Raw genomic sequence first — 25,471 nt, forward strand, 5'->3', positions numbered from 1 at the left:
TCAAAATGGAGTGATTTTAATGTCAAATATTCAATGGGAAAAACTACTGAGTGGTACTGATGTAAGAGGCAGGGCAATTGCTGCTGAGGGAAAAAGGCCCAATTTAACAGAAGAAGCGGCTGCAGGTATAGGTTTTACTTTTGTTAACTGGCTGGCAGCTAATTTGGACAGGGAAACTGAGGAGATCGAAGTTGCAGTAGGTCATGATTCCCGCTTAAGTGCTGACAGGCTAAAAAAAGCTCTCGCTCAGGGAATGAAACTGGCAGGGGCAGAAGTTTACAGTGCAGGTCTGGCTTCTACTCCAGCAATGTTTATGTCAACTATTTTAGAGGGACACCAGTACGATGGAGCAATAATGATTACAGCCAGCCACCTTCCTTTTGATAAAAATGGGTTTAAATTTTTTACCCGTCAGGGAGGACTGGAAAAGGAAAATGTAATTGATATTTTAAATCTGGCTGCTGAGAGAGAGGAAGAATTCTTAGGTCAGCTGGATTTAGATTCTGCTGAAATAAAAGAGATTGATTTGATTTCTGACTATGCTGAACATATCAAAAAAGTTATCCGCAAAAACTTAAGTCCCAAAGTTGATCAGAATAAACCACTGGCTGACTTTAAAATAATAGTTGACGCCGGTAACGGCTCCGGTGGGTTTTTTGCTGAAAAAATTCTGAGAAGTCTTGGTGCGGATACCGAAGGCAGTCAGTTTTTAGAACCGGACGGGAACTTTCCCAATCATGCTCCCAACCCGGAAGACAAAGAAGCAATGCATTCGATTCAGCAGGCAGTGCTTGAAAACAAAGCTGATCTGGGAATTATTTTTGACACTGATGTTGATCGAGCCGCAGTGGTAGACAGCAGCGGACAGGAGATTAATCGGAATAAATTAATTGCCCTGGCTGCAGCAATTGTTCTGGAAAACGATCCAGGAGCAACGATTGTCACAGATTCAGTGACCTCAGTTGGCCTTAAAGATTTTATCGAAGATAAACTGGGGGGAGTACACCACCGCTTTAAAAGAGGCTACAAAAATGTAATTAATGAAGCTAAAAGACTGGAAAGTGAAGGTGAAAGTGCTCCACTTGCTATAGAGACTTCCGGGCATGCAGCTTTTAAAGAAAATTATTTTCTTGATGATGGGGCCTATCTGGTGGCAAAAGTGCTGATCAAAATGGCTAATTTAAATGCTGAAGAAAATAGTAAGGTTGGAGATCTAATTGCAGATCTTGCTGAAGCTGAAATTAAAGAGGAATATCGAATGACAATTCAGCTTGATGATTTTAAAGACTACGGTCAGCAGATTCTCGAGAATCTAAAAGATTTTGTTGAAGATATTGATGGCTGGGAGATTGCACCTAAAAACTACCAGGGAGTCCGGGTAAATTGTGGTGCTAATGACTGGTTTTTATTAAGAATGTCACTCCATGATCCGGTTCTGGTCCTCAATGTTGAATGTGATCAGGAGGAGAGTTTGAGTCAAATTCTCAAAAAGCTTAAAGATTTTTTGAATAATTATGATAAATTGGAGGTTAATTATGGAGTATAGATATCTTGGAAATTCAAATTTAAAAGTTTCTGCTGTTGGTCTGGGAACCTGGGCCTATGGTAATGATACATTTGGCAGAGTCGAAGATCAGCAGTCAATCAGGGCAATCAGAGCTGCTGTAGAGGCTGGAGTTACTCTAATTGATACTGCACCTGCTTATGGTGCCGGACATGCAGAAGAAGTTGTCGGTCAGGCAATTGAGGGCATTAGAGATAAAGTTGTTCTTGCAACAAAATGTGGAACTCACCGTGATGGGCCTAAATATATCAGAGATTTAAGTCCGAAAAGAATTAGAAAAGAAATTGAGTCCTCTCTAAGCAGATTAAATGTTGAGCAGATAGACCTTTATCAGATTCACTGGCCTGATCCTGATACTCCTTTAGAAGAAAGTGTGGAAGAACTGCTGAAGTTAAAAAGAGAAGGTAAATTTAAGTATTTGGGTGTCTGTAATTTTAAAGTAGATCTGCTTAAGCAGATTTCTGAGATGACTGATATAATATCACTGCAGCCTCAGTATTCTCTTTTAAAAAGAGATATTGAAGCTGAAATATTACCCTACCTAACTGACCATAATCTTGGCTCCTTAAGTTATGGAACTTTAGGTGGCGGGATTTTAAGCGGTAAATATCAGGAAAGACCGGAGTTTGAGGATGAAAAGGACAATAGAGCTGGTTTTTATCCTTTCTTTAAAAAAGAAAACTGGCCGCAGACTCAGAGCCTGATTAAGCTGCTTAAAGAAATTGCCGCTGCCCATGATCAGACCCCTGCTCAGACAGCAATTAACTGGGCAATTAGTAGGGCGGGCATAACCACAGCTTTAGTGGGGGCCAAAAACGAAAAACAGGCCAGAGAAAATGCAGCCGCAGCAGATTTTGAGCTGAGTGAAGCAGAAATGCTTGCTTTAACTGAGGAGTCAAACAAGGTAATAGAAAATTTAAGTAATTAAATATATGCCTGAATTAAGGATGGTTTGATGCAGAAACCTATTTTTTTCTCAAATAAATATTATCTGATGACTCTAATTCTGGTAATTATAGTTTTTGTAGTGTTTATATTATTTAGTTATACTGAAAAAACAGAAGAGGAACAGTTCTTTTTAAATCGAAGTTTAGAAAGACTTAATTCTGAAGTAGAGGTAATCTTAAATACCTATAACATTGCAGCTGATGCTGTTTTCAACAATATTCTTGACAGTGAGAAGATCAAAAGGATAATATATTATGGCTGGGAGTTTGAAGATCGCCGGGATAACTACCGCCACTACCTACAGGCAGAGCTGGAGCCCTTATATGAGGATTTGAAAAGATATCATGTCCGGCAGCTGCACATACATTTTAAAGATGGCAGCAGTTTTTTGCGAATGCACCGCCCAGAAACCTATGGTGATAATCTATTTGACGTCAGAGATAGTATTAAATATGTCAATACAGAAGAAAGAAAATTTGTAGGCTTCGAAGAGGGCCGTATTTTTAATGGTTACCGCTATATTTATCCTTTAAATTACAATGGTGAACACCTGGCTTCAGTTGAATTCAGCCTTTCTTTTCAGGCGGTTACAGAGCTGTTAAAGGATAATTTTGGTGGAGCAAATGCCTTTATAATTAAGAATGAGCTGATAGAAGAGACTGTATTTAAAGAAGAACAGTCGAATTATCTAAACTCTTCAATTATTCCAGAATACAGTTATGATAAAGAAATTTATAATAACCTGCTCAAAGCTGAGAGTGAGGTAAATCTTAATATTATCAGGGAAATTAATCGAAAAAACCAAAAAGAACTGGCTGCTCAAACTGCTGCAGAAAATTCTTTTGTAGTTTCCAGTCGAGTTGACGGCAGCTACTATACCGGCAGTTTTATCAATATTAAGGGGATAGATGGAAAAACCAAAGCCTATTTAATCAGCTATCAGGAGAATGATTCACTTAACTTTATCAATCAAAATTTCTTTACGACAATTATTATATCTATGATATTTTTGATTTTGACTATTATTCTACTGACTATAATTTTTTCCAGCAACAGCAGGCTCAGATTTTTAGCCCACAATGATCAGCTGACCGGGGTAAGCAACCGCCATCATCTGACTGAGGTTCTGGAAAGAGAATATGACCGCAGCCGCAGATATAATAATTCTTTTTCTTTGATTATTTTTGATATTGACCACTTTAAAAGTATTAATGATAATTTCGGCCATGATCAGGGAGACTTCATTCTAAAAGAACTGAGCAGACTGGTAAAGAAAAACATCCGTAAAAGTGACTATTTTGGCCGCTGGGGAGGAGAAGAATTTATAGTTATTGCTCCGGAGAGCAGTCTTCAGGATGCCGAAAAGTTTGCCGAAAAATTGAGAAAAGAAATTGAAGAATATAACTTTATGGAAAAGCGTAAGGTAACAGCCAGTTTTGGAGCTGCAGAAATTAAGAATGGTGATAATATTGATCAACTGATTAAAAGGGCAGATGACGCTCTCTACAGAGCAAAAGAAAAAGGAAGAAATAGAGTTGAAGTTTAAGTAGAGAAAAGTCCTGAGTTTTTTAACTCAGGACTTTAAATTAGAAAGCACAGACGGGCAAAAAGCTGCTGCTTAACTACTCATCTTTTTCTGGCTCAGCCTCTTCTTTCTTTGCTTCTTTTTTCTCTTTTGCCTCTTCAATCTTTTCAATCAGAGAGGGAACTTTTTCTATCAACTTATCTAGAGAGCCCTTACTTTTTACAGGTATCATTTCCACTTCAGCCCCGCGAATAACCAGGATCGCATCAGGTGAGATTTTGCAGCCGACTCCACCTCCACCGCCACCAGCATTTTCTTCTTCGCCAATGCCACCACCAAGGCCAAAGGAAGCGGTAATAATCGGGATCAATTTAACCTCACCAACTTCAATCATTTCCCCAACAACTGTTTCAGTTTTTAAAAAGTTATCGAGTTTAGCATACATTGTTTCCAGAACTTTTTCAGCACTCTGCATCAGAATCATCCTTTCTTAGAATTTAATTGATATAAACGCCACAATATTTTAATAGTCTTTAGAGAAAATACAAATTTCAATAAATGAAAAATTATTTGGGCCGGTATTATTTTACCGCCGGTAGAGCCTTCTGCTTCAAAAACCACCTCCTGCCAGCTGATTTCAGCCTTAAGATCGGGATAGTCAAAGAGTTCCTTAATAGTGTAATAAAAAGCCAGAAAAAGTCCGTTGTAATAAGGATCAGCAAAGGAAAAATAGATGTATAATTTTAGATAATCCATTTTTAGAATTTTAAAGAGCTCTACAATAAATCTAAAAATATGGTTTAAATTTTCCTTATTGATCAGTTTAAAATCAAAGTTGAAAGCTGATTTCTTTTTAGATTTTTCTTTCTTTTTACTTTTAGAACCCAATTCATTAATTTTTTTGTTGATTACCTTTTTTGATTTCTCTTCGATTAAACTCCCCACTTTAGTTTCTCTTAACTGCAGATTTTTCTGGAAACCAAATATTTCAATAACAAAAGATTGGTCTTCCCCCTGCCAGCTGAAGTGTAATTTCAAAAAAATTAGCGAGAGATTAATGCTGCAGCTAAAATCTTGTTGGTAGTTAAAACTAAAGCTGTAGTAATAGGGAATAACAAGCAGCAGAAGTAGAAAGAATATTAAGAAAATTAATAACAAAAATAAAAGCTGAAGCAATTTTTTTCCTCCTTTACACAATAATATTATACACAAAAATATTAGTTTTGTATAGTGATTTCTGTAACAATATCTCCGATCACCAACTTTTAAGCTCTAATTTTCAGTTACTGCCTAATTATTAAAAAAAGAAATCTCTTATTTAATAGACATCATCAGCTACTTTCGATATAATAATTTATAGTTATCAATTTTTTAAATTTTAGATTATAAATTAGTGGAGGTAGAGAGTATGGAGTATATAAGTACTAGAGGTAATTTTAGAAGTGTTAGTTCAGCAGAGGCAATCAGCCTGGGAATGGTTCCAGAAGGTGGGCTTTTTGTTCCCCGGTCAATACCTGAGCTGAGTTTGGATGCCATTACAGCAAAAAAGGATGCCAGCTATCAGGAACTTGCTCAGTGGATTTTCAAGAAATTTTTAACTGATTTTAGTAAAGAGGAAATAGAAGGGTCGGTTGAGGCTGCTTATAAAGAGGAAAGTTTTCCACCTGCAGCTAAAACACCGCTTGTTAAATTAAACAGCAACACCTTTATTTTAGAGCTCTGGCACGGTCCAACTGCAGCTTTTAAAGATATGGCGCTGCAGGTGCTGCCGCAGCTTTTAGTCCGCTCAGTCAAAAAACTGGGAGTAAAAAAAGAAATAGTTATTCTGGTCGCCACCTCCGGGGATACTGGTAAAGCTGCTCTTGAGGGATTTAAAGATGTAGAGGGAGTTAAGATTATTGTTTTTTATCCCGAAGAAGGGGTCAGCCGGGTCCAGGAAGATCAGATGAAAACAACCGGAGGCCAGAATACAGATGTTGTTTCTCTAAAAGGAAATTTTGATGACTGTCAGACTGCAGTCAAAAATGTTTTTGCAGATCAGGAGTTTAAAAAGCGGATGGAAGCAGGAAATTATCAATTTTCTTCAGCTAATTCAATTAACTGGGGCCGGCTGCTGCCGCAAATTGTCTATTATTTTAAAGCTTATTTTGAACTTTTAAATAAGGACGAAATCAGAGCAGGGGAAAAAATTAATATTTCTGTACCTACAGGTAATTTTGGTAATATCCTGGCAGCCTACTATGCCTATCGAATGGGGCTGCCTGTAAACAAATTCATTTGTGCTTCAAATGACAATAAGGTACTGACAGACTTCTTAGAAACTGGAATATATGACACTGAGCGTGAATTCAAAAAAACTATTAGTCCCTCTATGGATATTTTGATTTCATCAAATTTAGAGCGTTTTCTTTTTGAAATTACAGGACATGACAGTGAACAAATCAAGCAGTGGTATCAGGAACTTAAGACAAATAATAAATTTAAAATTGATGAGCAGACTCTGGCGGAAATTAAAGAGCTATTTGTTGGCCAGTACAGTACAGAAAAGGAAGCCCGCAGCACAATTAATAATGTTTTCAAGAAATTTAATTATCTGATCGATCCTCATACAGCAGTCGGAGTTGATTCTCTGGTTAAATACCGCAGTCAGAGTGCTGATCAGAAAAAAGCTGTTGTCGACTCTACCGCCAGTCCCTATAAATTCAGCCGGGCAGTTTTGGAATCCTTAAAGGAAAAAGAGATTAATGCTGATGAATATAGAATAATCGAAGAACTGGAAGCATTAACTGAGACAGAAATTCACCGCGGCCTTAAAGGTCTCGAGACTATGGAAAGCAGACATCAGAAGAGCTGCAGCAAAGATGAAGTAAAGAAAAAGATTGCAGAAATCTTAAATATTTAAATTTTATCTATACATTTCAGATGCCGGCATTTATCTTCATCGCCGGCTATTTTACTAATCCACAAAAAAAGCTGAAGCTTTATTTATATAAATACAAAACGCTTTATTAAACTGATCAATTGCTGAACAATCATTGGGAAAATAAGGAGAATTAATTATGGCAGTTTTTTTATCATATCTACCGCTCTGGAAAGAAGCATTTGTCCTTGCCTGGCCGGTAATGCTCAATCATATTTTTGTCACAGCAATGAGAACTACAGATATGATTCTAATGGGCTTTTTTGGACCGGCAGCAGTGACAGCTGTTGGACTGGGAGATGTCTGGGAAAGTATAATTTTAAGAATTGGTCTCGGCCTCGGCACCGGCAGTATTTCTTTAATTTCTCAGGAGAGTGGGGTTAAAACAGCTGCTGCTAAAGCAAATAAAGATATTATTTTATCTCAGGTAATCTATGTCTCAATTTTAATCGGGATTCCCTTTATTTTTATCGCTCTATTTTTTGCTGAAAATATGATCTCTCTGCTGGGAGCAGCACCAGAAGTAATCAAACTGGGATCTCAGTATCTTTTAATAATCTTTGCAGCTGCTCCTTTTAGAATAGTTTCTATTATTTCTGCTCGAGCCCTGCAGGGAAGTGGTGATACCAAAACTCCAATGGTCGTTGAGGTTATTTCCAACCTGATTAATATTATAGTTTCGGCCGGGCTGGCCCTGGGGATTGGGTTTTTCCCGAAAATTGGTGTGCCAGGAGTTGGGATTGGTACTTTTACAGCTAAGACCCTTTCAGCTTTAATTTTTATTTTTATATTTTTAAGCTCCAAAAGTGAATTCAATCTAAAAAATCCGCTCAAACACTGGGATTTCATTTTAATTAAACAGCTTTTTAAAGTCAGCGCTCCCAAAATAGCACAGGGACTTTATCAGAGTCTGATTACCTTTCCCTTTAATTCGATAGTCCTGCTTTTTGGAACCGAGGCTGCCGCGGCTTTCCACATTGCTCGCCGTGTATTTCAGCAGTTAATTGCTCCCATGCACCGCTCTTATTATACTGTGACAACAATTTTAAGTGGACAAAAAATTGGCTCTGCTAGAGCAGAAGAGAGTAAAAAGACGGTGGAGGCAATGATCATTTTAACTATCATTTCTATTGGCAGTTTTTCACTCTTGATCTTTTTTAATTCACCGCTTTTAGTCAGTCTCTTTGGAGATAATCCAGAAACTCTGGCAATAGCTGTAAGATTTCTTAAGGCCTTCAGTATTGGGGGACCGGTGATTACAATTTATGGTGTGCTGGCCGGTCATTTAAATGGAGCCGGCAATACTCAGTCTGCCTTATACGGCAATCTTTTTTCGCAGACAATTTTTAAACTTGGTTTGAGTTATCTACTGGGAGTAGTCTTTAATCTGGGCCTGCTGGGAGTTTTTATTGCTCTCCCGGTTGACTTTTTAGGCAGGGCACTCTGGGTTGGCCGCAAATACTTAAGTGATGACTGGATCAAGGAGGCAGATTTTATGATCTCAGAGAGGAGAAAAGAGCAGAATAATAGCTAATTATCTTCAAGTAATTCAGGCAGGCAATTAATTAGCAAAATCAACTTGAATTTTTTACAGGTCAAAAATTAGTGACAGCGAATTATTTAAATAGAGATTAAAGAGAAGTTAAATTATCAAGATTTATTAGGGGGTGCAGGATAATTAAAAGGCCTGAAATATATAAAAAGCTGAAATTGTTTGAAGACAGAACCCTGCTTTCAATTTTTGTGATTTTATGTCTTGCTGTTTTAGTTGCTTTCATTGTTTATTTTACTGGTGGAACCCGCTTTAGTTATGCCCATTTAATCTACCTGCCAATTATTTTGGCTGCTTATTTTTATAAAATAAAGGGAGGAATAACTGCTGCATTAATTGGAGGATTTCTACTGGGACCTTATATGCCGCTTAATACCAGTACTATGACAATGCAGGGTTTGGAAAACTGGACTTTTAGAATGTCTCTACTGGTTATAGTTGGAACTTTTGCCGGATATTTATTTTCTCTGCTCGAAAGTCAGCTTGAGCAGGTAAATCAAATTGCTTATTATGACTCTGAAACAGGACTGCCCAATAAGTTAAAATTAAAAAAAGAACTGGAAAAAGAGATTGAGGCTGAAAATGATTTCTATTTATTAATCTTAAGCATCAATAATTTTATTGATATTTATAAGATGATTGGCTTTATGAACTTTTCTAACTATATCAAAAAATTACTGCAGTATATAAAAGACTTTGAAAAGATTAGAGACCAAATTTATTATATTAATGAAAGTAAATATGGGCTTATTTTAAAAAAAGAAGCAGATTTATCAATCTTTCTTAGTCAATTTGTAGAATACATGGATCATGCTGTTGAGTTTAATCAGATTTCTATTTTTAATGATATCAGTCTGGGGATTACAGCTTATCCTGAACAGAGTCAGATAGCAGATGAGCTTATTGATCAGGCCTTTATATCTCTGGAAAAAGCAGCTACCAAAAAACTTCAGTACTGTGGCAGTATCAGGAGCAGGACAGCAGCTTTAAAGAGAGTAATATTGGATTATTAGCTGATATTAATAAATCAATCTTAAATGATGATTTTGAACTTTATTATCAGCCAAAGGTAAATCTGCTTGACAAAAGTGTAGAAACATTTGAGGCCCTAATCAGATGGAATCATCCAGAGAGAGGCTTTATCTCACCTGCTGAATTTATTCCTCTAGTTGAGCAGAGCAGTCTGATTGAACCACTGACTGAATGGGTGGTCAAAAGGGCTTTAAATGACATTAATAAGTTTAACCAGAAAAATGAAGATGAAAAATATTCAATTGCAGTCAATATTTCTGCCCGAAATCTGCAGCATCCAAACTTTGCAGAAAGCTTAATTCAAAATTTGGAGTTTTTTAATATCAATCCAGAAAGATTAAGCCTTGAAATAACAGAGACAGATTTGATTTTAGAAATTAAAGAAAATATCAAAAAGCTAAAAAAGCTTAAGGCAAAGGGAATCAAGATTTATCTTGATGATTTTGGCAAGGGTTATTCATCTTTAAAATACCTAAAAGAACTGCCGGTGGATTATTTGAAAATAGACCGGTATTTTATTAAAAACATTGGTCTGGAAAAATCTACAGAAAATATTATTCATTCAATTATAAATATGGCCCACGCTCTTAATTTAAAAGTAGTTGCAGAGGGAGTAGAAAAAAAGGAGCAGCTTGAATTTTTGCAGGAACTGGACTGTGATTATGCTCAGGGTTATTATTTTGCCAGACCGGATACTAAAGAAAATATTATAAAAAAGCTGGCAGAAGAAGATAAATATATTTTAAACAGTATTGATAATTAATTTATTTTGAAAGGAGAACTAAAGCAGGATGAACTTTGTTAGAGCAGAAATCGAAGAAATACCGGAGATCATGAAGATTATTAAAGCTGCCCAGAAATATTTAAAAGAACAGGGGATAGACCAGTGGCAGAATAATTATCCCAATCCGGAGACTTTAAAAAAGGATATTGAAGCTGGAAATTCCTATATAATTAAAAAAGAAGGAAAAATAATTGCTGTCGCAGCAGTTATCTTTGGTGAAGATCCAACCTATAATTTAATTGAGGAGGGAAGCTGGCTGGCAGATGGTTTATATGGAGTAATCCACCGGGCAGCAGTAGCACCTGAGTATAAAGGCCAGGGAATTATTTCAATTATCTACAGAAAAACATTCAAAATGGGAGCTAATCTTGGAGCAGACAGCATCCGGATCGATACTCACCAGGATAATCTTGCCATGCGGCGGGCGATTGAAAAAGCAGGTTTTAACTACTGCGGCATTATTTATACTAAAGATGGAAGTCCAAGACTGGCCTACGAAAAATTAATTCAAGAAGGGAGCAATTAATGAAAGATCTGAAGTATTTAGAGCTTTTAGCAGAACAGTTTCCTAATATACCTGCAGTTAGCACAGAAATTATTAACCTCAAAGCGATTTTAAATCTACCTAAAAGTACAGAACATTTTTTAACCGATTTACACGGAGAAGCTGAGGCATTTAAGTATATGTTAAAAACCGCCTCCGGAGTAATTGAGTATAAGATAGATCAGATATTTTCAGATAAGCTGACTGATACCGAAAAAAGAGAGCTGGCAACTCTAATTTTTTATCCAAAATCAAAGATGAAGGAGCTGCACGAAAGGGGAGGTATTCCTCCAGAATGGTACAAGGAAGCCCTGGATTATATGGTCAGAATTTCGCAGGAAGTTTCCTCAATTTATACCCGCTCCAAGGTGAGGAAGGCTTTACCGGAAAAGTTTGCCTATATTATTGAAGAGCTGCTGCACATTAAAGAAGGAGATCCAAATAAAAAGGATTATAAGGATCAGATTTTAACCACGATTATTGAAATAGAGCAGGCTGAGAATTTTATTATTTCACTTTCCGAGCTGATTCAATCTTTTGCAGTGGATAAGCTGCATATAATTGGAGATATTTTTGATCGGGGACCGGCACCGGATGTAATCATGAATGTACTTAAAAACCATCATAATGTTGATATCCAGTGGGGTAACCACGATATTCTCTGGATGGGAGCAGCTCTCGGTCAGAAAGCTTTAATTGCTACTGCCTTAAGAATTGCTCTCCGCTACGGTAACCTTGAGTTTTTAGAAGAGGGTTATGGAATTAATATGAGGCCCCTGGCCAGGTTCGCCATGAACCACTATCAGGAGCCTGATTCTGAAATTTTTGAACCAAAGTTAATCGAAAGAGAGCTTGATCAGGATGAAATAAAGATAATGACCCAGATGCATAAGGCAATTGCTGTGATTCAGTTTAAGCTGGAGGGGCAGCTGATCAAAAAGCGGCCGGAGTTTAAAATGAATGAGGCACTCTACCTGGAAAAAATAGATTATGAAAAGGGAACAATTTCTCTGGCGGATGCTGAATATAAATTAACAGACTCCCATTTTCCCACCGTTGATCCTCTGGATCCCTACCGTCTGAGCGGCTGGGAAGAAGAAGTTATTGAACAGCTCAGTTATTCCTTTAAAAATAATGATCGTTTAAAGGAAGATATCCGTTTTCTTTTTAATAACGGCAATATGTACAGAAAATACAACGGCAATTTACTTTTTCACGGCTGTCTGCCGATGACTGAAGCTGGAGATTTTTCGACAATCGAAGTTGAGGGAAAAGAATATAGCGGCAAAAAGTTAATGGATTTTTTTGATGATGTAATCAGGCGCAGTTATTCCAAACCAGACAGTGAAGGCGGCTATAAAGACTGGCTCTGGTATCTCTGGCGGGGAGAGTTATCTCCACTTTTTGGTAAAGAAAAGATGACAACCTTTTTGCGCTATTTTACCGATGAGGACCAGCCTGAGCTCTACCGGGAGAAGAAAAACCCCTACTATCAGGCCCGGGAAAATGAATATGTCTGCAAAAAAATTCTGACTGAATTTGGTCTTGATCCGGAAAGCGGCCACATTATTAATGGTCACACCCCGGTGGCTGAGAAAAAGGGAGAAAGTCCAATTAAGGGCAACGGCAGGCTTTTAGTGATTGATGGAGGTATTTCTGCAGCTTACCACGAAAAAACAGGTATTGCAGGCTATACCCTAACTTACAGCAATACTAAAATGCGTCTGATATCTCACGAACCTTTTATCAGCAAAAAAAATGCCCTGCATAAAGACAGCAGGGACACAATTTCGGCAACTGAAGTTTTAAAATTTGAAAGACCACAGAAAATTGCCGATACAGATATCGGTAAAAAATTGAACGAAGATGTAGAGCACCTAATGCAGCTGCTTACGGCCTATCAGGATGGAATAATTAAAGAAAAATATCCTGGCTAAAATCTTTTCTAATTTAAAAAGCAGCTTATTTTATTTAATATATCAGCTAAAGAATTAAAAATTTAAGAATTCAATTCCTGATAAGTTTCTTCAGCTAAATAAGAGCTTCGAACATGGGGGCCGGAGGAGACGGATTTAAATCCGAGGGCAAGAGCTTTTTCTTTGAGTTCTGCAAACTTCTCCGGTCTGATATATTCTGCCACCTCAATATTTTCATTTGTCGGCTGCAGATACTGGCCCATAGTTAAAATTTCAACTCCAGCCTGCAGTAGATCCTTCCAGACTGCGTTGAGTTCTTCTTCACTTTCTCCAAGTCCGAGCATCATTCCAGATTTTATTAGAATATCGGGATCACTCGCTGCCACTTTATTTAAAACAGCAAGTGACTGCTGATAATCAGCCTGAGGGCGTACCTTTTCGTAAAGTGAGGGTACAGTTTCTACATTGTGATTAAAAATTTCTGGTCTGGCCTTAATAATCTTTTCTAAAGCAGCCTGATCATTATTAAAATCAGGTGTCAGTACTTCCACCGAAACCTCCGGACGCCTTTCTCGAATGGCATTAATAACCCTCACAAACTGTTCTGCTCCACCGTCTTCAAGATCATCACGAGTCACTGAAGTAATGACAGCGTGTTTCAACTTTAATTTCTCGACAGCTTCAGCCACTCTGACTGCTTCCTCAGGTTCAACTGCTTCCGGTCTGTGGTGAGTAACCGAACAGAAGCGGCAGTTGCGGGTACAGTACTGACCTAAGATCATAAAGGTCGCTGTTTTTTTGCTGTAGCACTCTCCAATATTGGGACAGCGGGCACTCTGACAGACTGTATTAAGTTCTAAATTTTTGAGCATATTACGGGTGGCCAGCATCCCTTTCTGCAGGGGATCTTTATTTCTAAGCCATTTTGGTAATCTTTTTCTTTTTGACATTTTATCTTCTCCTTTTTAGCGTTTAAAATTCCAGTTTTGATTTTGATATTTGTTTTTGGCCAGCTCACGGGCCAGTTCAATCTCACTTTCAGTTAAAGAAGCTTTTTCTAAATTTATATTAAATTTTTCTGCCAGGCCTGAGCTCAGAGCCTTAATCAGTTCCTCTTTATCAACTTTAGAGCCCGATCTTTTAAGGTTGGTAGATTTAGCCTTAAAGATGCGGCGGGATTTTTTTCTCATTTCAGCTGAATTGTAGTTTAAAAGTTCAAAAATTTTTTCGCTGGAATCATCCAAAGGCAGGGATCCGTGCTGGAGAATAGTGTTTTCTTTTCTCCGCTGGGCACTTCCAATCAGCTTCTTTTTATTAAGAATAACCTCATACCAGGATGGGGCGTCAAAACAGGCAGCAGAATGACCGCGCGGAGCCTTTTTGCCTCTCTCAACCGCTTTCAGCTCTGCCGCAATCCCCAGCTGATTTAAGCCGGCAACAAGTCCACTGCTGATCTGCTGGTAACTTTTTTCTATAGAATCTGCCAGTAAATTATAATCTTCTCTAATTATAATGCTGTAGGTAAGTTCCCGATCATGTAAAATTGCCCGACCACCAGTTAAACGCCGAACAAGATCAATTCCCTCCTGCTGACACTTCTCAAAATCAACCTCTTTTTTAGCCTGCTGAAAATAGCCGAGGGAAAGAGCCGCCGGCTGCCAGCCATAAAAACGCAGAGTAGGAGGAGTATCACCCTGACTGTGAATTTTCATAATGGCTTCATCAACTGCCATATTATAGTAGGCATCATTTTCAGCTTCAATTATTAACCGCCATTTAAGCAAAATTATCCCTCCAGTATAAATCAAAATCTTAAATAATTTCTCTATATAATATATTCTATTTAAAAGATATAGGTCCTTTTTTTATTTTACAAGTCCATGCACCGGGAACTTGTCAGTTTATGTAGATATATCGCGAAAAAGCCTGATTTTTAGCTGTTTTCGCTACAATTCGACAAAAAGCGGGTGGTTCACGGTGCATGTAAATACATGTACACTTATAAGACAAAATTAAAGATTATAAATTCTGTCATTTATCACAGCTGCCAGAACTATTTTTCTTTTCCTTGTAATTTAGAGCTTAAGGGCATAAAATTAAATTAGAAATTAAGAAGAGCTAAAAATTAATTCTGCATTTAAGTGACACAATTTAATAAGAGCAGCTATAAGCTTATAATTTGCTTCTACTTAATTTTGAACTATTTTATAATAGTTCGACAAAATTAGGTGTATAAGACACCTTAACTAAAATTTTGGCCAAAGGAGTACCAGTTATGAAAATTAGTTCTAGAACTAAAAAGATTATTAAGATTTTAATTGAAAATGATGATTATATTGTGACTGAGAAAATTGCTCAAAAGTTAGATGTCAGCTCCAGAACCGTTTTACGGGAGTTGAAAAAAGTAGAAAAGTGGCTGCGGACTAATGATATACAGCTGGAAAAGAAAAAGGGCACAGGTATTCGGCTCAACTGCTCAGCTGAAGATAAAAAAAGAATTGCAGAACTGCTGGAGTTTGAAGCTGTTGACAGGCATTTTACACCTGATGAGAGAAAAATGATTATTCTCTCGGAACTATTAAGAGATCAACGTCCCAATAAGCTTTATGCCTTTACCAGAGTCTGTAATGTATCAGAAGCAACTATCAGTCATGATTTAGATGAGATTGAGGGCTGGCTGAAAGAATATCAGATTGAGTTAATTAGAAAACCCGGGCTTGGTGTATATCTTGAGGGAAAAGAAAAGGATATCAGAAAAGCAAGTATTAATCTGCTCTATCAGAATTTTAATTTAGAAGAAATTTTATTACTGCTTCAGGATAAGTATTCTGAGCCAGAAGAAAAATTGAGAAAAAATCTTTCCAAAAATCGACTATTAAATTTAATTGGACTGGATACAATTAATTTATTAGATGAATACATCAAAAAGTTAGAAAAAAAGATGAGTTATCAGCTGGCTGATGATGCCTATGCTGCACTGATGGTTCACCTGGCCATTGCCTTAAAAAGAATTAAAGATGGGGAAGAAATAACTGTTAATCAGGAAGTACTTAATAATCTAAAAGGAAAAAAAGAATTTATAATCGCCAGAGAACTTGTTTCCTCAATTGCAGAAGCATTTAAGGTAACAATCCCGGAAGCAGAAATTGCCTATGTAACTATGCACTTAATGGGAAGTAAGAGTCGGGGTGGAGTTTACAATGACGAAATTTCAATGACCGAAGATTATCATCTGGTTAATATATCCCGCAAAATGATAGAAAAGGCAGAAATTGAGCTGGGAATTTACCTGGAAGATGATGAGGAGCTTTTAATTGGACTGGTTCGGCATCTGGAGCCGACAATTAATCGGATCAAACTGAAGCTCGATATTCGAAATCCTCTCTTAGGAGAAATTAAAGAAAAATATGCTGAATTATTTGAAGTTTCCAAAAAATGTGCTGCTATTCTGGCAGAAAAAGAAAATATTGAGGTGCCGGAATCGGAAGCTGCCTATATAGCAATGCATCTGGGCTCAGCAGTAGAGAGAAAAAGAAAGCCGCAGCAGAAATTCAGAGCAGCAGTGGCCTGTACCAGTGGGATTGGAGCTTCCAGACTTTTAGCTTCAAGGCTGAACAAGGAATTTGAAAATATCGAAGTTACTTCCTTAATTTCAACTCTGGATTTTGATAATCAGGAAATAGAGAATTTAAATCTTGATCTGATTATTTCTACTGTTGCCATACCGGAGAGCAAAGTACCGGTAATAGTGGTTAACCCGCTTTTAAACGAAAAACAGCAGCAGGAAATCAATGATTTTCTCTTAAAAAACAGAGCCAAAAACAAGCAAAGAAATAATAAAATCACCCTTAAAGAAAAACTGGAAATGATCAATAACTATAATCAGGGGATTTTAGAGGTACTGAATAATTTTCAATTGATAAATGGTTATCACTTTAAAAATACAGCTGGACTGATTGAAGATGCAGCTGCACTGCTTAAGGATGCGCCGGAGCAAAGGGAAAGAATTAAAAAAGATTTAAGTATGCGGGAAGAAAAAGGAAGTACAGTTTTAAAGCACAATCAGATAATGCTTCTCCACTGTCAGAGCAGAGCTGTTAATGAACTATATTTTGCAGTGATTAGGCCCCAAAAAGGTTTTGAAATTGAGGCTGATAATGGTGTGGTAGCTGAAATTAAAATTATTGTTCTCATGGCAGCTCCACTTAAGGGAAGCACTCAGGGAAGAGAAGTATTAAGTGAGATCAGTCATTTATTAATAGAAAATCAGGATTTTATAGCTGCTGTTAACAGCGGCAGTCGGGAAGATATTTATTATGGACTTTCAGAACACTTTGATTATTTTTTACAACAAAAAAGTATGGTTAAATATCACAAGGAGGAAAATTAAATGCAGAAGAGTAGTTTTCAAAATAAGGTACAGAATTTTGGTAGATTTTTAAGTGGAATGGTAATGCCCAATATTGGAGCATTTATCGCCTGGGGTTTGATTACAGCTTTCTTTATTCCTACCGGTTGGGTTCCAAACGAAGGCCTGGCAGGTTTAGTTGGTCCGATGATCACCTATATGCTGCCGCTATTAATTGCTTTTTCTGGAGGTAAATTAGTTGCAGGTGTTAGAGGTGGAGTTGTTGGGGTTGTTGCTACAATGGGTGTAATTGTAGGTTCTGATATTCCAATGTTTATTGGAGCCATGGTAATGGGGCCCTTTGGCGGCTGGACTATAAAGCACGTAGATAAAATGTTTGAAGGTAAAATCAAATCAGGTTTTGAAATGCTGATTAATAACTTTTCAGCTGGTATAATAGGTGGACTCTTAGCAGTTTTAGCCTATCAGATTATTGGTCCAATTGTTGTAGGTCTAAATGAATTTTTAAGAATTGGTGTAAACGCATTTGTAAGTCGCGGTTTATTACCTTTAGCTTCTATTTTTATTGAGCCTGCTAAAATTCTATTTTTAAATAATGCAATTAATCACGGTGTCTTAAGTCCTTTAGGAATTCAGCAGGTAGAAGAGGCTGGTAAATCAATCTTTTTCATGCTGGAAACAAATCCCGGCCCAGGCTTAGGAATTCTTCTAGCCTACTGGGTATTTGCTAAGGGTATGGTAAAACAGTCCGCACCTGGTGCTATAATCATTCACTTTTTGGGAGGAATTCACGAAATATACTTTCCCTATGTCTTAATGAAACCTTCACTTTTATTAGCAGTTATTGGTGGTGGAGCCAGCGGTATCTTTACTTTCAACCTTTTCAATACCGGTTTAGTTGCTACACCTTCTCCCGGCAGTATCTTTGCCTATCTGGCAATGACACCAAGGGGTAATTATCTGGGAGTATTTGCAGGTATCTTAGCTGCAACAGCAGTCTCTTTTGTTATCGCTTCTGTTTTAATTAAAAGATCAGTTGCCAGAGGAGACACCATGGAATTTGAATCTGCTCAGTCTAAGGTAAGAGAGCAGAAGGGTAGAGATTTACACATGGATAAGGAAGCTAAAAAATTAAGTGTTTCAGAAGTAAGTAAAATTGTCTTTGCCTGTGATGCTGGGATGGGATCAAGTGCTATGGGTGCCGGTAAACTTCGCAAAAAAATTGAAGCAGCCGGTCTGGATATTTTAGTTGTCAATAAAGCTATCGATGAAATACCTCAGGATGCAGAGATTGTAATTACTCATCAGAATCTAACTGAGCGGGCAAAACAGAAGGCGCCTCAGGCTGAGCATATTTCAATCCAGGATTTTCTGCAGACTCCAGTTTATGACCAGCTTGTAGAAAGACTTAAGGCTGGAGAAGATGATCAAAAAAAGCAGAGTAAAGCAGTAGAAAAAAATGACGAGTCTGAATCTGCTGCTTCTACCAACAAAGGAATTCTAAAAAAAGAAAATATCAAGCTTGGCCTGGAAAGTGTTAAAAGAGCAGAAGCAATCAAAAAGGCCGGCCAACTTCTGGTAGACAGCGGTTATGTTGACCAGGATTATGTGGAAGCGATGTTGGACAGAGAACAGGAGATGTCAACTTATATCGGTCAAGGAGTAGCAATCCCTCATGGAGTAGGAGCTGCCAAAAAGAAGATTAAAAAGACCGGAATTTCAGTTCTGCAGTTCCCAGAGGGAGTTGAATTTGAAGGTGAAACAGCCTATCTGGTAATTGCAATCGCCGGAGTGGGAAATGAACACCTCAAAATTCTGGCTAACCTTTCTGAGATGATAGAAGAAAATGAGTCAGCTGAAAAGTTGAGAACCACAGATGACATAGATTATATCTACGAAAAATTCACACTCTAATTTTAAACTGATTTTCTAAACTGAAAGTTGCAAATCAAAGCTTCCCTGTTCAGCCTCAGTTGAACCTGACTGAATGGGGAAGCAAAATTGAAATAACCTAATAAGGATTGATAATAATGATTAAAACACTGACCTTAAATCCAGCCTTAGATAAAACAATAATTGTCGAAAGTTTTAGACTCAACCAGCTCAACCGCATCAAAAAGGTTCATAAAGATGCTGGAGGGAAAGGAATTAATGTTTCTAAAATGCTCAAAAATATGGGGCAGCAGAGTACAGCGGCCGGTTTTTTAGGTGGAGCTGCCGGTGATTTTATCAAAAAAGAGGTAGAAAACTCAGGTATCAAAACAGAATTTATCCAAACCAGAGAAGAAACTCGAACCAATACCAAGATGGTGGACCCAATCAATAACACTTTCACTGATCTCAATGAGTCAGGAGCCCACATTTCTGCAGCAGATATTGAAGAATTGAAAACAAAACTATTTGCTGATTTAAAGCCAGATGATATACTGGTTCTGGCAGGAAGTGTTCTGGCCGGAGTTGGTGAGGATATTTACTTTCAGCTGATTGAAGCAGCAAAAGAAAGAGATATCAAAACAGTTCTGGATGCTGATGGCCCACTTTTTAGAGCAGGAATAAAAGCAGGCCCAACTTTAATTAAGCCGAATGAGCATGAGCTCAGCCTTCATTTTAAGGAAGAGTTTAAGGATTTAAAGACAATGATTAGAAAGGCTGAGAGTCTCTTAGATACAGGTATTCAGATGATTATGCTTTCTCTCGGCAGCGAGGGAGCAGTATTTATCACAGCAGCGAAAAAATATAAAATTGAGCCCTTAAAACTTGATGTTAAAAGTACAGTTGGAGCTGGTGATGCAATGGTTGCCGGACTGGCCTATGCTTTAGAAAATGAACTCAACTTAGAGGAAATGCTCAAAACTGCAGCAGCAGCCAGCAGTGCAACTTTGATTAAGGATGGCACAGAGATGGGAAGTCTAAAAGATCTAGAGAGACTTAAAAAATCAATTCAGCTAAAGAGGCTTTAAGAAATTAGACAGCTTTGAGAGCAGGGACAAATAAAAATTTTAAATTTTTAAGAATAAAATTAATAAAACTAAAATTAAAAGGGTGATTAAATAATGAAAACAAGAGCAGTCCGCATATATGGTGAAAACGACCTCAGAATGGAAGAATTTGAACTTCCAGAAATCAAAGACGACGAAATTTTAGCCAGAATTGTTTCCAACAGTATCTGTATGTCAACTTATAAGGCAGTAATTCAGGGCGGCCGCCACAAAAGAGTTCCAGATGATGTGGCTGAAAATCCAACTATTACCGGACACGAATTTGCAGGTGAAATTATTAAGGTAGGTAAAAAGTGGCAGGATCAGTTTGAGCCGGGAGAAAAATTTGCAGTTCAGCCGGCTTTAAACTACAAAGGAAGCCCCTATGCCCCTGGTTATTCCTACAAATACTTTGGCGGGAATACAGAGTACACAATTATTCCGCAGGAAGTTATGGAGCTTGGCTATCTTCTAAAATATGAGGGAGACGGATTTTACGAAGCCTCACTTTCAGAGCCAATGTCCTGTATTGTAGGCGGCTACCATGCAGTTTACCACACAGAGAGCAATAATTACATTCACAAAATGGGGATTGTAGAAGGTGGAAAGGTTGCACTTTTAGGTGCTGCTGGACCGATGGGCTTAGGAGCAATCGATTATGCCCTCCATGCAGACCGCAAACCTTCGGTAGTTGTAGTAACTGATATCAACCAGGACCGTCTGGACCGCGCAGCTTCTTTATTTACTCAGGCAGAGGCAGAAAAACAGGGAGTTGAACTCCATTTTGTCAACACAGCAGAGATGGAAGATGTGCCGGCAGAACTTAAAGAACTGGTTGGTGGAGAAGGCTATGATGATGTCTTCGTCTACGCTCCGGTAAGAGAACTGGCTGAGCAGGGAGATCAGATTCTGGGTAAGGACGGCTGTATGAACTTCTTTGCTGGCCCCACAGATAAGGAACTTTCTGCAGAATTTAACTTATACAATATTCACTATTCCCCAACTCACATTATGGGTTCAACCGGTGGTAATGATGATGATATGCGCGAATCACTTAAAATGTCAGCAGAGGGTAGATTAAATCCGGCCACAATGATTACCCATGTTGGGGGTCTTAACAGTGCAGCTGATACAATTCAGAATCTGCCAAAGATTCCAGGCGGCAAAAAGTTAATCTATACTTCAATCGATATGGAGCTGACAGCACTGGAGGACTTTGCTAAAAAAGGTAAGGAAGATCCCAAATATGCTGAACTGGCAGAAATCATAGCAGATAACAATGGTCTCTGGTCAGCAGAAGCAGAAAAATATTTACTAGAAAACTTTTAGGTACCGAGCACTTGGATAATATTTCCATTTTGTAATCTGGACTTGATTGACTAAATTTGTAATTTTAATTATAAAAGTAGGAGTGAATTTCATGAAAAAAGCAGAATTTATTTTAGAACATGAGGAAGGATTTCATGCCAGACCGGCCGGTATTTTTTCCAAACTGGCCAGTAAGTTTAAAGCTGATATTGTTTTATTTAAAAATGGTAATCAGGAGAAAGAGTATAACCCTAAAAGCATAATTTCAATTATGACTATGGGAGCAACTCAGGATGACAAAATCACCATTCAGGCAGACGGCAGTGATGAGGAAGAGGCAGTTAACTCCCTGCTTGAGCTGGTAGAAAATGACTTCAAGATGTAGGCAGGTACCGAATACCTGGAGATTATTTCCAAATTAATAGATAAGTTTACAGCAGCAATATAGAAAAGGCTCATCATTTTGGACAGGTGATGAGCTTTTTTGGACCTGGTTAAAGTTATTTTATTCACAAAATAATATTTGTTTGCCTTATCAGAGAGTGTTATAATATAAATTGATCTTTAAAACTAAATTTTAAAAAGGAGCTGAAATGATGACAGAACTTGCCAAACATTTTCAGATTGATTTTAATTCTGCAGCTGCCAGAAAAGCTGTGGTTTTTTGTGATCAGCTGCGAATTACTGTTTTAACTGCAGGAATTCTGCGGCTGGAATATGATCCAAAAAAAGAATTTGATGACCGAGCAACTCAGCTTGTCTGGAAGAGAGAACTTAGAGTACCGGAGTTTTCTCTCAAAAAAGATGAGCAGCAGTTAACCCTGGAAACTGAAAAATTGAAATTAGAGTATTTAAGAAATGGTAAAAAATTATCTCAGGATAATTTAAAAATAAAAGTTAAAGCAAATAATGAACTATGGTTTTACGGAAAAGAAGATGAAGAGAATCTTAAAGGTACTCACAGAACTCTGGACGGAGTCAATGGTGCGGTTGAGCTGGAAGAAGGACTGCTTTCTAAATCTGGCTGGACATTAATTGATGACACAGAGAGTCTCGTTTTTAATGATACAGGCTGGCTTGAAGCTCGAGGAAAAGCTAATAACTATCAGGATTTATATTTCCTGGCCTATGGAGAAAATTATCAAGAATTATTAAAAGATTTCTCAAAAATCACCGGAGAGATTCCACTACTTCCCCGCTGGGCTTTAGGCAACTGGTGGAGCCGCTACTGGGAGTATTCTGATCAGGAATTAAAGGATCTGATGCTGGAATTTGAAGAAAAAGAGATTCCACTTTCAGTCTGTATTGTGGATATGGACTGGCATCAGGTTGAAAATAAATATACAAGCGGCTGGACAGGCTACAGCTGGAATCGAGATTTTTTCCCGGAGCCAAAAGAGTTTGTGCAGTGGCTGCATAACAAAGGTCTAAAGACTGCCCTCAACCTGCATCCTGCCGATGGAGTTCATCCTCACGAAGATCAGTATCAGCAGATGGCAGAATTTATGCAGCTTGATCCGGAGACTGAAGAGGGAATAAAATTTGATTTAAGTGATCTTGATTTTATTAACGGCTACTTTAAATTTTTACATAATCCGCTGGAAGATGAAGAGGGGATTGATTTCTGGTGGCTGGACTGGCAGCAGGGAACCGAAAGCGGCCTTGAGGGAGTTGACCCGCTCTGGGGCTTAAATCATCTTCATTTTTATGATCTGGCCCGCAATGATGACAAGCGAAACTTTATTTTTTCTCGCTGGGGCGGTCTGGGCAGCCACCGCTATCCAATTGGTTTTTCCGGGGATACAGTAGTCAGCTGGGACTCACTTAAATTTCAGCCCTACTTTACTGCTACTGCTTCCAATGTCCTCTACGGCTGGTGGAGCCATGATATAGGCGGCCACTGTATGGGAACTGAAGATCGAGAATTATATACCCGCTGGCTGCAGTTTGGGGTTTTCAGCCCAGTAATGAGGCTTCATTCTACCAAAGATCCTTATCTTGACCGCAGACCCTGGGGCCACGGCGCTGAAGTTTTTGAGATAGCAAAAGAATACATGCAGCTTAGACATCAGCTGATACCCTATCTCTATACCCACAGCTATAAGGCAAAAGAGACCGCAATTTCTTTAATTAGGCCGATGTACTATCAGGAAAAGTCTGAGCCAGCTTATTCACTTCCGGACCAGTATTATTTCGGCAGTGAGCTGATTGCTGCTCCATTTTTAGAACCAGCTTCAGAGCTGACTAATTTGAGCCGACAGACAGTCTGGCTGCCTGAGGGAGAATGGTTTGACTACTTCAGCGGTGAATATTATCAGGGTAAGAACTGGTATAATATTTATGGAGATCTTTCAGATTTTCCACTCTTTGCAAAGGCAGGAGCTATTATTCCACTGGCAGGAGAAACTGATTTTGGCGATACTTCAAATCCGGAGATTCTTATAGTAGATGTTTTTCCGGGGACAGATAACAAGTTTGAACTTTACGAAGATAACGGTGCTGCAGCAGAATCTGAACTAAAAACTGCTAAAACAATCTTTAAAATGAGCTGGCAGCAGGAGCAGCTGAACTTTAAAATTCTTCCTGTTGAAGGTTCTGCAGAAATTATCCCGGCAGAGCGCCGTCTGCAGCTTAAATTTAGATCCCTGATTAATCCAGAAGTAAAGATCAAAGCCGCTGACAAAAAAATTGATTCTGAAAGCCGTTACAATCAGAAAACTGGTCAGCTAATACTTGAATTTGATTATGACCCGGCCAAAAGCTATCAGCTTAAAATTAAAAATGAGCAGGGCTTAATGAAGAAAAAAGATCTTAAAGTAGAAAAAATTAAAAAAATGCTTAAGAATTTTAAAGTAGAAACAGCTGTCAAAACTGAGCTGGCAGAAAGCATAGAAAAAGCTGCTGCTGAAAATGAGGGGCCAGAATTTTTGAACCGCTTTGAAGCAGTACTTTCTCCAACTCAGCTTAGTACACTGCTTGAATTAATTTATGACTGCGGCTCGGCTCGAATTAGAACTGCAGATACTGATCGGCTGGTAATCTTTAACGGTCAGCTAGAAAATATGAATTATAATTTTTCTAAAGCTGTTCTGACAAGCGGCCATCACCGGGCCAGCATGGAAAACAAAAGTGCTGAGATAAAAAATTATAAGCTGCTCGATTTAAAAGAGTTAGATGCAGATAAATGGAAGCTAACAGTTAACTACACTGACTTTATTAAAAAAGAATATAGAAAATAATTATTAAAAGAGGTCACCAGGGCAGCAGTAATTTCTGCAGAGGTGACCTCTCATTATTTTAAATCAGCTAATTTGATGCTAAAATTTGACCTGTTTTCTAAAAACCCCGCTTCTGGCCGTCCCAGGGTGGTTCTTTTCCCTTTTTGAACTCATCAACTCCCGGTCCTCCCAGGTTATCAAGCCGCCAGACACCATAAATATAACTGATTGTTAAAACAACAATGATTGCCGGCCAGCCGAGTATAATATTCACCCAGGCTAAGTTGAATACAGCTTCGCTAAAAAATAAGTTGAGCTGAATTGTAAGCCGCAGGGCAAAATAAAGAGCCCAGAAAATAGTAACTTCTCTGTAGGCAGGTTTAATATCATCCCGCCAGAACCATTCTAAAGGCCAGCCTCTGCTTAAATGACTTGCCCAGGCTGCCAGCGGTTTGCCGATCAGAACTGTAATTAGAGAGGCCAGCAAAAAGAGGGTTGAAGAAGTCAGAGCAGGAATAAAATAACTGCTGGCATTATTACTCAAATAAGCAAGTGAGGAAGCAAAAATTACTCCTCCAAGACCAGCCAAAGAATATTTCCAGTTTTCTTTTTTGATAAATCTTCGCATAAAATTAAATAAAGCTGTAGTTACTGCCAGAGTAATTGCCGAAAGTAAGCCGAAAATAGAGTTGCTGACGGCATAGACCAGCGGTGGGAGCAGGGCATCAAAGGTTTTATTTAAAAATATAGAGCGTAACTCTTCTAAAATTTCTTCTTTTCGAAAGTCCATCTTGAATTGCTCCTTTAGTATCA

Annotated in this window: 20 protein-coding genes; 15 read left to right on the forward strand and 5 right to left on the reverse strand. The window is 38.1% G+C overall.

What is annotated here, in order from left to right:
- The first annotated feature begins 19 nt into the window (after positions 1–19).
- Genes C8C76_RS01565 through C8C76_RS01575 form a run of 3 tightly spaced genes read left to right on the forward strand, consistent with a single transcriptional unit; the run spans position 20 to position 4,058 of the window.
- Positions 20–1,546, forward strand: coding sequence for a phosphomannomutase/phosphoglucomutase (locus tag C8C76_RS01565; protein ID WP_108138005.1), 1,527 nt, complete (start codon positions 20–22; stop codon positions 1,544–1,546).
- Entirely contained in the window at positions 1,536–2,492 is a 957-nt protein-coding gene (locus tag C8C76_RS01570; protein WP_108138007.1) for an aldo/keto reductase, read from the forward strand. Before C8C76_RS01565 ends, C8C76_RS01570 begins: the two co-directional genes overlap by 11 nt.
- A gap of 27 nt (positions 2,493–2,519) precedes the next feature.
- Positions 2,520–4,058 carry a sensor domain-containing diguanylate cyclase gene (locus tag C8C76_RS01575; RefSeq protein WP_108138009.1) on the forward strand — a complete coding sequence of 513 codons (1,539 nt, stop codon included), beginning with the start codon at positions 2,520–2,522 and terminating at the stop codon, positions 4,056–4,058.
- Between the two features lie 76 nt (positions 4,059–4,134).
- Here C8C76_RS01575 and C8C76_RS01580 read toward each other — a convergent pair whose 3' ends face one another.
- On the reverse strand, positions 4,135–4,512 hold the full coding sequence (locus tag C8C76_RS01580) for a GerW family sporulation protein (protein ID WP_108138011.1): 378 nt from the start codon (positions 4,510–4,512) through the stop codon (positions 4,135–4,137).
- A gap of 5 nt (positions 4,513–4,517) precedes the next feature.
- Positions 4,518–5,213: a hypothetical protein gene (locus C8C76_RS01585; RefSeq protein ID WP_108138013.1), complete on the reverse strand. Its 696-nt coding sequence runs from the start codon at positions 5,211–5,213 to the stop codon at positions 4,518–4,520.
- 232 nt (positions 5,214–5,445) lie between these two features.
- Here C8C76_RS01585 and thrC point away from each other — a divergent pair, with 232 nt between their 5' ends.
- The 6 genes from thrC to C8C76_RS01615 all read left to right on the forward strand — a co-directional run bounded on the left by thrC (position 5,446) and on the right by C8C76_RS01615 (position 12,806).
- Positions 5,446–6,939: a threonine synthase gene (gene thrC / locus C8C76_RS01590; RefSeq protein ID WP_108138015.1), complete on the forward strand. Its 1,494-nt coding sequence runs from the start codon at positions 5,446–5,448 to the stop codon at positions 6,937–6,939.
- Positions 6,940–7,096: 157 nt separating this feature from the next.
- On the forward strand, positions 7,097–8,491 hold the full coding sequence (locus C8C76_RS01595; RefSeq protein WP_108138017.1) for an MATE family efflux transporter: 1,395 nt from the start codon (positions 7,097–7,099) through the stop codon (positions 8,489–8,491).
- Between the two features lie 176 nt (positions 8,492–8,667).
- Positions 8,668–9,522: a diguanylate cyclase domain-containing protein gene (locus C8C76_RS01600; protein ID WP_108138019.1), complete on the forward strand. Its 855-nt coding sequence runs from the start codon at positions 8,668–8,670 to the stop codon at positions 9,520–9,522.
- Between the two features lie 5 nt (positions 9,523–9,527).
- A complete protein-coding gene (locus C8C76_RS01605) occupies positions 9,528–10,304 on the forward strand; it encodes an EAL domain-containing protein (protein ID WP_258222401.1) in 777 nt (258 codons plus the stop codon).
- 28 nt (positions 10,305–10,332) lie between these two features.
- A complete protein-coding gene (locus C8C76_RS01610) occupies positions 10,333–10,851 on the forward strand; it encodes a GNAT family N-acetyltransferase (RefSeq protein WP_108138023.1) in 519 nt (172 codons plus the stop codon).
- Positions 10,851–12,806 carry a fructose-1,6-bisphosphatase gene (locus C8C76_RS01615; protein WP_108138025.1) on the forward strand — a complete coding sequence of 652 codons (1,956 nt, stop codon included), beginning with the start codon at positions 10,851–10,853 and terminating at the stop codon, positions 12,804–12,806. Before C8C76_RS01610 ends, C8C76_RS01615 begins: the two co-directional genes overlap by 1 nt.
- A 62-nt stretch (positions 12,807–12,868) precedes the next feature.
- On the opposite strand, the gene lipA is transcribed toward C8C76_RS01615, so the two are convergent.
- Both lipA and C8C76_RS01625 read right to left on the reverse strand, forming a co-directional pair.
- Positions 12,869–13,735, reverse strand: coding sequence for a lipoyl synthase (lipA, locus tag C8C76_RS01620; RefSeq protein ID WP_108138027.1), 867 nt, complete (start codon positions 13,733–13,735; stop codon positions 12,869–12,871).
- Between the two features lie 15 nt (positions 13,736–13,750).
- On the reverse strand, positions 13,751–14,569 hold the full coding sequence (locus C8C76_RS01625; RefSeq protein ID WP_219909353.1) for a lipoate--protein ligase family protein: 819 nt from the start codon (positions 14,567–14,569) through the stop codon (positions 13,751–13,753).
- Positions 14,570–15,060: 491 nt separating this feature from the next.
- On the opposite strand from C8C76_RS01625, the gene C8C76_RS01630 reads away from it, so the two are divergent.
- The 6 genes from C8C76_RS01630 (at position 15,061) to C8C76_RS01655 (ending at position 24,679) form a co-directional block, all read left to right on the forward strand.
- Positions 15,061–17,175: a BglG family transcription antiterminator gene (locus tag C8C76_RS01630; RefSeq protein ID WP_108138029.1), complete on the forward strand. Its 2,115-nt coding sequence runs from the start codon at positions 15,061–15,063 to the stop codon at positions 17,173–17,175.
- On the forward strand, positions 17,176–19,068 hold the full coding sequence (locus C8C76_RS01635) for a PTS mannitol transporter subunit IICBA (RefSeq protein WP_108138031.1): 1,893 nt from the start codon (positions 17,176–17,178) through the stop codon (positions 19,066–19,068). It abuts the gene before it with no gap.
- 116 nt (positions 19,069–19,184) lie between these two features.
- Positions 19,185–20,114 carry a 1-phosphofructokinase gene (gene pfkB / locus C8C76_RS01640; RefSeq protein ID WP_108138033.1) on the forward strand — a complete coding sequence of 310 codons (930 nt, stop codon included), beginning with the start codon at positions 19,185–19,187 and terminating at the stop codon, positions 20,112–20,114.
- 93 nt (positions 20,115–20,207) lie between these two features.
- Positions 20,208–21,461, forward strand: coding sequence for a zinc-binding dehydrogenase (locus C8C76_RS01645; protein ID WP_108138035.1), 1,254 nt, complete (start codon positions 20,208–20,210; stop codon positions 21,459–21,461).
- Between the two features lie 91 nt (positions 21,462–21,552).
- Entirely contained in the window at positions 21,553–21,825 is a 273-nt protein-coding gene (locus C8C76_RS01650; RefSeq protein WP_108138037.1) for an HPr family phosphocarrier protein, read from the forward strand.
- 208 nt (positions 21,826–22,033) lie between these two features.
- Positions 22,034–24,679, forward strand: coding sequence for a glycoside hydrolase family 31 protein (locus tag C8C76_RS01655; protein ID WP_108138039.1), 2,646 nt, complete (start codon positions 22,034–22,036; stop codon positions 24,677–24,679).
- A 97-nt stretch (positions 24,680–24,776) separates the two neighbouring features.
- Here the strand turns inward: C8C76_RS01655 and C8C76_RS01660 are convergent, their stop codons facing one another.
- Positions 24,777–25,448 (reverse strand): DUF3159 domain-containing protein, encoded by a 672-nt coding sequence (locus tag C8C76_RS01660; protein WP_108138041.1) that lies wholly within the window; start codon positions 25,446–25,448, stop codon positions 24,777–24,779.
- Positions 25,449–25,471 lie beyond the last annotated feature (23 nt).

It is taken from the genome of Halanaerobium saccharolyticum (assembly GCF_003053565.1).
Classification (GTDB): domain Bacteria; phylum Bacillota; class Halanaerobiia; order Halanaerobiales; family Halanaerobiaceae; genus Halanaerobium; species Halanaerobium saccharolyticum_B.

Excerpts from the sequence above, each read along its gene's own strand:
- C8C76_RS01595 (WP_108138017.1), top strand. The coding sequence starts at position 7,097 with ATGGCAGTTTTTTTATCATATCTACCGCTCTGGAAAGAAGCATTTGTC.
- thrC (WP_108138015.1), top strand. The coding sequence starts at position 5,446 with ATGGAGTATATAAGTACTAGAGGTAATTTTAGAAGTGTTAGTTCAGCA.
- C8C76_RS01645 (WP_108138035.1), top strand. The coding sequence starts at position 20,208 with ATGAAAACAAGAGCAGTCCGCATATATGGTGAAAACGACCTCAGAATG.
- C8C76_RS01630 (WP_108138029.1), top strand. The coding sequence starts at position 15,061 with ATGAAAATTAGTTCTAGAACTAAAAAGATTATTAAGATTTTAATTGAA.
- C8C76_RS01635 (WP_108138031.1), top strand. The coding sequence starts at position 17,176 with ATGCAGAAGAGTAGTTTTCAAAATAAGGTACAGAATTTTGGTAGATTT.
- C8C76_RS01580 (WP_108138011.1), bottom strand. The coding sequence starts at position 4,512 with ATGCAGAGTGCTGAAAAAGTTCTGGAAACAATGTATGCTAAACTCGAT.
- lipA (WP_108138027.1), bottom strand. The coding sequence starts at position 13,735 with ATGTCAAAAAGAAAAAGATTACCAAAATGGCTTAGAAATAAAGATCCC.
- C8C76_RS01655 (WP_108138039.1), top strand. The coding sequence starts at position 22,034 with ATGATGACAGAACTTGCCAAACATTTTCAGATTGATTTTAATTCTGCA.
- pfkB (WP_108138033.1), top strand. The coding sequence starts at position 19,185 with ATGATTAAAACACTGACCTTAAATCCAGCCTTAGATAAAACAATAATT.
- C8C76_RS01610 (WP_108138023.1), top strand. The coding sequence starts at position 10,333 with ATGAACTTTGTTAGAGCAGAAATCGAAGAAATACCGGAGATCATGAAG.
- C8C76_RS01575 (WP_108138009.1), top strand. The coding sequence starts at position 2,520 with ATGCAGAAACCTATTTTTTTCTCAAATAAATATTATCTGATGACTCTA.
- C8C76_RS01565 (WP_108138005.1), top strand. The coding sequence starts at position 20 with ATGTCAAATATTCAATGGGAAAAACTACTGAGTGGTACTGATGTAAGA.
- C8C76_RS01570 (WP_108138007.1), top strand. The coding sequence starts at position 1,536 with ATGGAGTATAGATATCTTGGAAATTCAAATTTAAAAGTTTCTGCTGTT.
- C8C76_RS01660 (WP_108138041.1), bottom strand. The coding sequence starts at position 25,448 with ATGGACTTTCGAAAAGAAGAAATTTTAGAAGAGTTACGCTCTATATTT.
- C8C76_RS01615 (WP_108138025.1), top strand. The coding sequence starts at position 10,851 with ATGAAAGATCTGAAGTATTTAGAGCTTTTAGCAGAACAGTTTCCTAAT.
- C8C76_RS01650 (WP_108138037.1), top strand. The coding sequence starts at position 21,553 with ATGAAAAAAGCAGAATTTATTTTAGAACATGAGGAAGGATTTCATGCC.